The sequence below is a fragment of the Aquabacterium sp. genome (genome assembly GCF_014378415.1).
GTDB lineage: Bacteria > Pseudomonadota > Gammaproteobacteria > Burkholderiales > Burkholderiaceae_C > Aquabacterium.
In genome coordinates this window covers 1-10400 of the sequence record NZ_JACMNS010000202.1, presented here as the reverse complement: position 1 = coordinate 10400, position 10400 = coordinate 1, and the positions used below count along the sequence as shown (strand labels likewise).

Genomic DNA, 10400 nt, shown 5'->3' with positions numbered 1-10400 from the left:
CAGCGAAGCCAACAAACTGTCCACGGATCAAATCGAACAGATTCTGGTCTACCAAAAAGACAATGGCGTTCGATTTGGTGAAGCCGCCGTGGCCCTGGGCCTGGCCAATGCCGACGATGTGCTGTGGGCACTGGCACAGCAGTTCCACTACCCTTACGCTTCCGAAGGCAAAAACAGCCTGAACCCTGAACTGGTGGTGGGCGCCAGCCCCTTCACCGTGCAGGCCGAAGCCTTCCGCACCATCCGCAGCCACCTGATCATGAAGATCTACAGCGACGAGGGTCCGCGCCCCGCGCTGGCCATCCTCAGCCCCGACAGTGGCGATGGCAAAACCTATTTCGCCGCCAACCTGGCGGTCGCCTTCTCCCAACTGCCAGGCCGCACGCTGCTGATTGACGCGGACATGCGCAACCCCCGCATCCACGAGCTGTTCAACCTGCCCAGCCGAAGCGGGGGCCTGTCGTCCATCCTGTCGGGCCGCGCGGCCTCCAAGGTCATCCAGTCGGTCAAAGAGCTGCCCAACCTGTTTGTGCTGCCGGTTGGCCCCACACCGCCCAACCCGCTTGAACTGCTGGAGCGCCCCGCCCTGGGCCTGCTGCTGCGCGAGCTCAAGACCAAGTTCGACCGCATCATCGTGGACACCCCGGCCATGAGCCTGGGCACCGATGGCCCGGTGATCGCGGCCAAGTGCGGAGCCGCTCTCGTGGTCGCTCGCCAAAACCAAAGCCGCGTCCCCGCGCTTCAGGAGCTGGTTCGCACGGTCAAGATGAGTTCAGCCAAACTGGTTGGCGCCATCGTCAATGAATATTGACCACCGGGGCGGTCTGCCCTGCGCAGCCTGATGAGCCCCGGCCTGTCTTCTTTCCTGAACCTGTCTCGCTGGTTGGCCGCACTCCTGGTCGTCATTTACCATGTGCGCCACCTCATCCTGGTGGATTTCAAGGATGTGGCCGACAAAACACTTTTTTCTAAAGCGTTGTACTTCGCCGCCGGGCTGGGTCATGAGGCCGTCATGGTGTTCTTCGTGATCAGCGGCTTCCTGGTGGGCGGCTTGACCTTGAACCGATGGAAGGCATGCGGGCCCGATCTGCGTGCTTATGCATTCGCCCGCGTCAGCCGCATTTACACCGTCCTGATCCCGGCTTTGCTGATGGGCTTTGTGCTGGACTCCGTGGGGCTTCACTGGCTTAATGCCAGCGAGCTCTACACCAATTCTGCGCAATACCACACCAACTCCTTGACCAGCCAGATCACGGCCGCCATGGACCTGCGCACCTTTCTGGGCAACCTGGTCATGATGCAAGGCATCATGACCGGGCACTTTGGCAGCAATGGTCCGCTTTGGAGCTTGGCCAACGAGTGGTGGTACTACTGTATGTTCGCTTTGCTAGGCACCGCCCTGACGTGGGGCCGCTGGCAAGAACGGGCATGGTCAGCTCTGGGCGCCTTGGTTCTGGCTGCGCTGCTGCCCGGTGAGTTGATGCTGTGGGGTAGCATCTGGGCCTTGGGCATGGTTGCGCATGCCTGGATCAAGTCTGGCCGCTGGATTCCGGCGCCGTGGCTAGGTTCGGGCATTTTCGTCGTGGCCCTGGTGGCCTCCAGGCTCAGCCGCAATGGCGACTTTGAAGCCGGCGAATCCATTTGGATCGATTTTGTCCGAGACCTGATTTTGGGCTTGGCTTACATGGTCGCCTTGGTCAGCGCCAGCCGAATAAAGGCAAGCCTTCCCCTGGCCTCGCTGCACGATTGGCTTGCCGAGTTTTCTTACACCTCCTACCTATGCCATTTCCCAGCCATGGTGTTCGTCGTGGCGCTGGGCTACCAGGTCTTCCATTTGCCATTCCTGGTGCAACCCACCGTACTGGGTTTGGCTTACCTGTTCGGCAGTTGCGCTGTCATTTATGCCTACTGTTTTGTGGTCTACCAGCTGACCGAGAAACACACCGCGAAAGTTCGGCAACAGCTGGACAAACTCTGGGGCAAGTCCCCCGCCCCTATTCTCAAGGCGTCAGATACAAGGGCCTGAAATCAACGGCCACGGTAGCTTCGGTCACCAATGTGCGACATTTGCCCGCCAGGTCGCACACCTTATGCGCTGTGCTCGGCTTCTTCAGTGCCCACGGGTTGAATGACGTTCTGGCTGGATGCCAGACGATGTACGACAGTTTGCCATCGGCACCCTGCAACGTCGCCTGCCAAAGGCCGCCACCCTGGCCAGTTTCAAAAGCCATCACACGCTTACCCACCATCCATGTGACCACTTGTCTGTAGGCAACACCCGCCTCGGTCACATCAATGGCCAGGTTGGTGCCCTTGGCAATCACCGACGTGGAACTTGGCCAACCATGGCTCCCATCCCAGGCATAGTGGTACCAGCGCCCCAGGCCTGAAGCCCACCCTACGATCAAACTTCGGGCCAAGTACGCAGGCCCTAGTTCGTGCACGCGAGGCAGGTCTTGCCCGGTGGTCTTGGCGCCCCTCCAGGCCGGGTCGCTCTCAAGGCTCAGTTGGGCCACCCCGCCTTCGGTGCTCCACAAGGGCTTGTCACTCAAGCCATGGTCGCGCATCAGCCCCCGCACCGCCAGGATGTGAGACATCAGCAACTCAGGAGGGCCGTCCACGTACCAGTGATAGCCAATGATGTCCGCCGTCTTGCCCCCGCCAATCTTGAGGAAGTAGTCTAGGTAATCGCGGTGATAAAGGCTGATGCCGGCAGACACGATCTTCCCTGATGGGTCGATGCGCTTGATGGCCTCCGCCGCGTCGTTTTGCAGGGATAGAAGTTGTTCCGGGGTGCCCCGGTACATCGAAGCCATTTTGGTCGCGCATCCTTGCCGATCAGGACACCATTCGTCTTTGGGACCAAAAGATGGTTCGTTCCAGATTTCCCAATACCTGATGGGGCCGCCCTTGTAACGCGACGCCACATCCATGACCCACGTTTTCCAGTCACTACTGCGTTTGGGTGATTCGTCACAACGGTAGCATTCCACCGCATCCCGAACTCTGTCGTCAGGATCACCCTCGTCCATGGTAGCCCACGAAGGCACATAGCCGCCCAGTACCATCAGCAGGTCGGCCTGATGTTTTTGGGCTTGCGTCACCCGGTCATCCAATGCCGACCAATCGTATGTGCGCTTGCTCCCCTTCGGGCGAGCAGGTTGGATCGTGTGCCATTGAGAGCGCTCGCTGTCCCAGATTCGCAAGCTGCCCACCAGACCGTCTTCAAATGCCGTCTTGGAGTTGTGCTGGTGCAACGCATGGGCACCAAAGTATTGCGGCGGAACCGGGCCAACGGGCAGCACCAGCTGGCTGCGCCCGCCCGCCAAAGCTGCCCCGTCGATCCAAACGGTGCCTGGCGTGGCGCTGGACACGATGAACATGGCTTGACGCGCCTCGGCGTCACTCAAGCCGTTCGTGAAGGCCGACACCGACACGTAGGTCCATTGACTCGATGTTCGAAGATACCTGGCCCCGTATTCAAGGTAAGGCGGACCACTCTTGCGCAATGCCAGCTTAATCATCATCGGAGCCTCCGATCGCGCCCAGATGCCCAGGCCATATCGCCAATCGGCTTCCAGATTGATCGGCTGAACAAGCTGAAACAGCCCCGTCGCCAACATGACCTTCAAACTTCGGGCCCCGCCATTGGATTGCCCCTCATCCAGGCCATAACTCACTTGAGTAGCGGCGTTCCAGCAGGAGTTGTCCACCCACGCTGATGGCAATTGCCCGCGAACACCAGCACAGCCGGTCACCGCCCTACCGGCGCCTTCAAACCCACCATCACGAAGCAGATTGGGCCCCGTCACGCTGATGTCATTGCTGGCCGCCATGGCCTGCGCGATGCACAAAGCACCGACCACACTCAACATCTTTACTGACGCAGACCACATGGCTCACCCTTTCAAGGACGGCTGAGCAGGAAGTCGTGAAGACGTTGTCCTACCACGGCGGATTCGAAGACAGCTTTGAAACGCGCAGAAGCGGCCCGCCCCATCCGGTTCAATCTCCCCTCGTGCTCAAGCACATCCAGCACGATATCGCAGGCAGCCGAAGGGTCATCGAGCGGCCAAAAACGCCCCTCAACACCCTCATTGAACACTTCCACGATCCCGCCGACAGCTCCGGCCAGGATGGGCACACCAGCAGACAGGGCCTCGATCAAGACCAAAGGCAGGTTTTCCATGCGCGCGGCGTGCACATACAGTTGGTGACCTGGGATGAAAGCCCTGGCGCCCGCCGAAAACCCGGCGAAGAACACTTGCTCCGCCACGCCCAATTGCAAGGCCAGCGCCTCCAGAGCGCCACGATCGGGACCATCGCCCACCAGGGTCAGGGTCAAAACCCGGCCCCGTGATTTCGCTTGCGCCAGGACATGCAGCAAGAATTGCTGATTCTTGCGAGGCTCAAGGGTCCCGATCGACACGAGGTTGCGTTCCTTTGCTGCCTCCAGGACTTCGCCAGCAGGCAATGCCTTCACAAAGTTAGGGATCACTGCCGAACGCACCGCCTGCACACTGGGCACTTTGCGAATCAACTCATTCTGCATGAACCTAGAAACATAGACCATGCCCTGCAGACGCGGCAACACTGACTGCTCCAGATCGCGGATGCCCCGAGCAATGGATCCATTGGGCGCGATGTAGCCCTTGTCAATCCATTCGTCTGCCTGAGATAAATTGAAGTGCACCACCATGGTCACGACCTGGTCCGGGAACCGGACGCAACGCATCGCCACTGCCACCGACAAAGGGCATTGCGCGTACACCACGCACCGAGGATGGCGGGCCATCAACCCACGCAAGCGCCACCACAAAAGCAAAGCATGCCCCGAACGGTAGAGCCACACTGCCGCGGGCTTGCACACGACTTCAAGCACCCGCCGCCATCCAACAAAAAGGTACAACAAGGGCGCGCCCGCCGTGTAAAACGGCGTGGCCACCTCATGGGGCAAACCATGCTCCCTCAAAAAGGCTTCAAATTCACGCATGTGGGTCTGAAGGCCCGTCGTGCCTTCCAGCCGCATCAGGGAAACCACGATGACCGGTGGGGAAGACGGACTCACGACAATGCGCCCTTTCCACCGACCATACACACGCCGGTCGCCTGCACCGCCGCATCGACGATGCCCTGTGCTGCGGCGGCAAAGGTGTAGCGTTGCACTTTGGCCTTGCTGGCCAGTGAAAACTTCGACCACAGCGCTTGGTCGGTCAGCAACCGCACGCTGCGCTCAACCCAAACATCGAGCTTGAGTTCGCAAACATGGCCGTTCTCGCCTTCCACCACCAGTTCGCCTGCCACCCCAGTGTGCGGCGTCACAATGCTGGGCACACCCGCCGCGCAGGCTTCATTGATGACGACCCCCCAGCAGTCCATGCGAGTTGGGAACAAAAAAACCCGCGATGCCGCATATTCGGTCGGCATGTCTTTTTGCAGAAGGTACCCTGCGAAGGACAGTTCGACACGGCCCTGGGTTGCATCAGCCGCGCTCCTGATCTCGTCCTCCATCGGCCCCTTGCCAAGGAAGCGAATCGAGACGGTCCGGCCCAATTGTCGGGCCACGCCGTCCGCCACCTGGATGGCGAAAATCGGGTTCTTGCGTTCCACGAACTGGCCGCAAAACATGAAATCGTATTGAGGAGCCGGCACGGCACTGCCAAAAAGTGCGTTGTCGTCACATAGCGGCGAAAGGTGAATCTTGGCTGGGTGGACGCCATAGCTCAAGAACAGATCTCTTGAGCCCCAGCACGCGCCGATGAAAGACTTCGTTCGCCAGAACACCAGTTTCCGAACCAAGCGATGCACCCAGGTCAGCGAGCGCTCCGCGTCCAGTGTGCCGTCGGTCATGGCCACGTGTGGCACACCCCGAAGAACCGACCACGCAAAGGCGTAAAGGTAGGTAGGGATGTAGCCCGTGGTGACCACCACGTCCGGTTTGATCTTTTCCAGAACGTTGATCACAGACAAATCCATGTGCATGAACCGCGATTCGTAGGCGGTGTATTTTCCTGTCAGGAAATACACACCGTGCTCATCCGTAACGCCACTTTGGGTCGGATCGATGTGGGCGGGCGCACAATAAATGATGTGAGGCTCCACCACACCGGAATTAGCCAAGTGTTTCCAGACCGGAACCCGGTAGGGGGCGGGCACATTGGTCACCACAGCACATTTGATTTTTTTCATGTTTTTGAACACCACACCGTCTTCAACGAGAGCCGACTAGCGCTGCATGGCCGACTTGGGCTGCGCCGGTAACGGCGCCTGATCCTTTGACGCGAAGATCAAAACCAAGATGGTCGCCAAAGGCCATGTCTTCAGGGCATAAGTCGACATCGTGGTAGTCAGCCCCTGGATGAAGTAAAGCAAGAACGCCACCGCGGCCAGCCCTGAAGCCCAATGCTGAACCCCGGCCGATTGGGAAATCTTGTACACCATCCACCAGGCCGTCACATTCAGGACCAGGCCGGTCACCCCCTGAGTCACGATGAGGTACAAGAATTCATTATGGGAACCGTAGACTTCACCCCCACTCACGTTCTCCATGAAGATCACCAAGTCCGCGTACAGGCCGCGGCCGAACAACCATTCCAATGGTGAATAGCTCGCCAGACCATATTTCAGCAGCACGGACATCACCCGATCGCGTCCTTGGGTGAAACCTTCGAGGTTGCTGGTGTCGAACGTCAGCCCTTTGGACGAGCTGTAAAGCTTCCAGGCCACAGCGGCCAACACGCCCAGGAAACCAGCGTATACCAGCAAAGTTTTGGGCTTGGCGCCGTTCTTCAGGGCAACGAACACCAGCACGACGGCCATGGTCAAATAGTTCAGCCGAGAGTTGGCCAGCATCACCTGGACCACCGCGAGCACGGCCAGGGCAATGTACAAAGGGGTGAGCCGGTATCGGTTCCAGGCCGCAAAGGCCAGCAAAGAAGTCGTCACGCTGTACGACAAGTCCGTCTTGAAAAGGTAAAACCCCTTGAAGGTATGGACGGCACCCCAATACACCCAACCATAGTCGAATGGCAGCAAGGCAGCATTGGCCACGATGTTGATGACCGATCCAACGGCGATTGCGAATGGCAAGCTGTCATCGGCGGCTGCCACCACCAGGCCAAAGAATATGAACGGGCTGACGATCTTAAAAATCAGCTGGGGAGAACCGTTCTGGAAAATCATCAGCAGCGTCAGAAAGGTGAAGTAAATGACCGTGGTCACCCACAACACCGACTGCATGTCTCCTGAACCCTGAGACTTGCCACTTGCAAACCCCCGGCCTGTCCGCATGAAAAACACGCCGAAGATCAACAGGAACATGTACAGGTACTTGATCGAGTTGACCTCAAAGAAGGCATCCACCCCCGACTTCAAACAAATCGCCAGGAAAATGGGGACCGCGTAAAACTTCGGAAACACCATCCTGGATGACTGGGTCACCATCATTTCAATACCCCCAATTCCTGCTGAACGGGCACGCTACGCAACATCCGCCACATGCCGAAGTACAGCACTGCCGCATACGAAGCCTCGCCCAATACGGCGCCCAACATCAAGCCGTGCTTGCCCAGCATCAAGCCGGACGCATACATCACCGGGATGCTGCAAACCGAGCTTACCAATGCCGCATAGAAAGACTGCCTGAAACGCCCACCGGCCATCAACAAACCATTGCAAATGGATGAGACGCCACTGGCAATGAAAAACAAACCCCACCATGCAATGTCAAACTGCAGGCCCTTGTACTTTTCGCCCAGCAATTGGGATTCAAGGAGGGGGTAGGCCACGACCAGTGCCAGAAAATAGAAGACCACCACCACAGCCACGCCAAGTATGGACAGCCGCGTCAAGCGAGCCACGTCATGCACCGCCCCCACGGACAACCAATGGCTGACCTTGGGGCGAAAGATGTTGCCCCACGACAAGAACATCATGCCCAAGGGGGCCATGAACAACTTGGCGGCAACGATTTCCGCCGTCAACTCCGGCCCCAGCACATTGGCGCCTATCAGCAGATAACCATTGCCGGACGCCCAAGCCACCAGGCCGGCCGGAAGAGCCCAGCGTGCCAGCGGCCAAATCTCGCCCCAAAGTCCCGCCCAATTCTGGCGTCCAAACACAGGTCGGATGCCCGCCTTGTGCAACCAAGGCAGTGCACTGACAATGCCCGCCCCGCTGATGACCAGCAGCATCTCATCGGCACGCACCCGCTGGGCAAACACCAGCGCCGCCACACCCAGCGTCAGCAGGACGACATAGGCTACATCCTGCTGCAAGCAAAGGTCGGCGCGCGAGTTGATGAACTGAACATTGCGCAAGAACTCCCTCAACCACGACGAGAGCACCATCAACACCATGGCCAGTGCGAGCGGAAAACCGATGGCTTCCATTGAGATCGCTGCGGGCAAGCTCCACAGAAACAGCCCTCCCAGGAGAGCCAGCGAAGTGCTCAGAAAGAGCTGTAAGCCGAAAAACGCATTGGTTGCCGCATCACGATCGGGCCCCTGCTTTCGCGGCAGAAGCGTCAGTGCAGTGGTGGTGATCAAGGCCGCCTGGATGGCCAAGGTCAAGGCCACATACCCAATTAACTGACTGTAGGCGTAATAGTTGTGCTTCGTCGCAAACTTGATGAAGGCCAAACCGATCAGGAAATTGCTGACGCTCAGCAAGGCCTGATCAATCAACGAATGCGAAACTCCCTGAAACGGCAGCTTTCGCTCGCTTGCTCCATCAGACATCAGGCCCCCGGAATCCGGACTCTTCGGCTGCCCAATCATTCGTGATAATCATAGGCCTGGTAGCCAGCCTGCTTGACCAAACTGTCACGCTTGGCGGCCGTGTAGTCACTCAAAACCATCTCGGCCACCAACTGCTGCAGCGTAATCACCGGCGTCCAGCCCAGCTTGGTCTTGGCCTTGGTGGGATCACCCAACAGGGTTTCAACCTCTGTGGGGCGGTAATAGCGAGGATCAACCCGCACCACCACATCACCCACCTTGCACCGGGCCAGCAACTCACCATTGACCGGCACCACGGCCACCACTTTGCCAACCTCGGCCTCGCGCTCGCCCTCAAATGCCAACGTGGTGCCCAGCTCCTTGGCAGCAAACTCCACAAATTGGCGCACGCTGTATTGCACGCCAGTGGCAATGACGAAGTCATCGGCCACCTCTTGCTGCAGCATCAACCACTGCATCTCGACGTAGTCGCGGGCGTGGCCCCAATCGCGCAGCGCGCTCATGTTGCCCAGGAACAAGCACTCTTGCAGGCCCAACGCGATGCGGCTGATCGCCCGCGTAATCTTGCGCGTCACGAAGGTCTCGCCGCGCACCGGGCTTTCGTGGTTGAACAGCACGCCATTGCAGGCGTACATCCCATAGGCCTCGCGGTAGTTCACCGTGATCCAGTATGCGTACAACTTGGCCACCGCGTAAGGGCTGCGCGGGTAGAACGGCGTGGTCTCTTTTTGAGGCGTTTCTTGCACCAGGCCATACAGCTCGGACGTCGAAGCCTGGTAAAAGCGCGTCTTCTTCTCCAGGCCCAAAATGCGAATCGCCTCCAGCAGACGCAGGGCGCCGATGCCATCGCAATTGGCCGTGTACTCGGGCTCCTCGAAGCTGCCCGCCACGTGCGACTGCGCGGCCAGGTTGTAAACCTCGTCGGGCTGCACCTTTTGCATGATGCGGACCAAGCTGGTGCTGTCGGTCAGGTCGCCGTAGTGCAGGATGAAGTTGCGGTTGTCAACGTGCGGATCCTGGTACAGGTGATCGATCCGGTCGGTGTTGAACAGGCTGGAGCGGCGCTTGATGCCATGGACCTCGTAGCCCTTCTTCAGCAAAAACTCGGCCAGATAAGAACCATCTTGCCCGGTCACCCCAGTGATCAACGCTATTTTTTTTGTCATGTCAGACACCATCAAGAACCAAAGAAACGAGGCCTGAAGCCGGGGGTCATGGCCTGTTCCAGATCCGCGATGAACTGGTCATGCAGCCGGTAGTCGGGCTTGCCGCCAGGCCGCATGGCCGGATCTGTCAACGACGAAATGCGCATCAGCATCCCGTCCACAATGAAACCCTGCAAACCATACCGCAACTGTTGCAGCTTGCGCTCAAGACCTGGCGTCGAGGCCTCTTCATTGAGTGTCACCCAATAGGTGATCGGCTCAATGCGGCGATCAGCCTGGGCCTCAAGCCGCACCACATTCAAAGAATGAGCGGGCAGTGCCACCTTCTCCTTGCCAAAACCCTTGATTGTGAATCCTTGGGAGACATAACAAAACTCGGGGCGGTGCGCCGCCGTCGATTCCGAGTTTTGATTGCGTCCATAGGCAATCGACAACATGATCCGCTGACCGCTCCGATTGATGTAAGTGCGGTTGAGGGTCTCGGAATAAAGTGCGT

The 10400-nt window shown here is 58.7% G+C and carries 9 protein-coding genes; 2 read left to right on the top strand and 7 right to left on the bottom strand.

Annotated features, from left to right (window positions below):
• Both H7225_RS17195 and H7225_RS17190 read left to right on the top strand, forming a co-directional pair.
• A partial coding sequence (locus H7225_RS17195; RefSeq protein ID WP_290664044.1) for a polysaccharide biosynthesis tyrosine autokinase occupies positions 1-811 on the top strand: 811 nt, incomplete at its 5' end.
• A 30-nt stretch (positions 812-841) separates the two neighbouring features.
• Positions 842-2026, top strand: a complete 1185-nt coding sequence (locus H7225_RS17190; RefSeq protein ID WP_290664043.1) for an acyltransferase — start codon at positions 842-844, stop codon at positions 2024-2026.
• Here the strand turns inward: H7225_RS17190 and H7225_RS17185 are convergent.
• From H7225_RS17185 to H7225_RS17155, 7 genes are all read right to left on the bottom strand, one after another.
• Positions 2001-3527 (bottom strand): hypothetical protein, encoded by a 1527-nt coding sequence (locus tag H7225_RS17185; protein ID WP_290664042.1) that lies wholly within the window; start codon positions 3525-3527, stop codon positions 2001-2003. The two genes, H7225_RS17190 and H7225_RS17185, sit on opposite strands and share 26 nt — an antisense overlap.
• Positions 3528-3907: 380 nt before the next feature.
• Positions 3908-5029 carry a glycosyltransferase gene (locus H7225_RS17180; protein ID WP_290664046.1) on the bottom strand — a complete coding sequence of 374 codons (1122 nt, stop codon included), beginning with the start codon at positions 5027-5029 and terminating at the stop codon, positions 3908-3910.
• 35 nt (positions 5030-5064) lie between these two features.
• Positions 5065-6189, bottom strand: a complete 1125-nt coding sequence (locus H7225_RS17175) for a glycosyltransferase family 4 protein (protein ID WP_290664040.1) — start codon at positions 6187-6189, stop codon at positions 5065-5067.
• Positions 6190-6225: 36 nt separating this feature from the next.
• Positions 6226-7362 carry an O-antigen ligase family protein gene (locus tag H7225_RS17170; protein ID WP_290664039.1) on the bottom strand — a complete coding sequence of 379 codons (1137 nt, stop codon included), beginning with the start codon at positions 7360-7362 and terminating at the stop codon, positions 6226-6228.
• Between the two features lie 80 nt (positions 7363-7442).
• Positions 7443-8669: a hypothetical protein gene (locus H7225_RS17165; protein WP_290664038.1), complete on the bottom strand. Its 1227-nt coding sequence runs from the start codon at positions 8667-8669 to the stop codon at positions 7443-7445.
• A 104-nt stretch (positions 8670-8773) separates the two neighbouring features.
• Positions 8774-9904: a GDP-mannose 4,6-dehydratase gene (gene gmd / locus H7225_RS17160; protein ID WP_290664036.1), complete on the bottom strand. Its 1131-nt coding sequence runs from the start codon at positions 9902-9904 to the stop codon at positions 8774-8776.
• Positions 9905-9915: 11 nt separating this feature from the next.
• Positions 9916-10400 (bottom strand): exosortase C-terminal domain/associated protein EpsI (locus tag H7225_RS17155; RefSeq protein WP_290664034.1); only part of this gene is annotated, 485 nt, incomplete at its 5' end.

Bases quoted from the DNA above. Each gene is read 5' to 3' on its own strand.
- H7225_RS17180 (WP_290664046.1), bottom strand. From the start codon at position 5,029: ATGCGGCTGGAAGGCACGACGGGCCTTCAGACCCACATGCGTGAATTT.
- H7225_RS17190 (WP_290664043.1), top strand. From the start codon at position 842: ATGAGCCCCGGCCTGTCTTCTTTCCTGAACCTGTCTCGCTGGTTGGCC.
- gmd (WP_290664036.1), bottom strand. From the start codon at position 9,904: ATGACAAAAAAAATAGCGTTGATCACTGGGGTGACCGGGCAAGATGGT.
- H7225_RS17175 (WP_290664040.1), bottom strand. From the start codon at position 6,189: ATGAAAAAAATCAAATGTGCTGTGGTGACCAATGTGCCCGCCCCCTAC.
- H7225_RS17185 (WP_290664042.1), bottom strand. From the start codon at position 3,527: ATGATGATTAAGCTGGCATTGCGCAAGAGTGGTCCGCCTTACCTTGAA.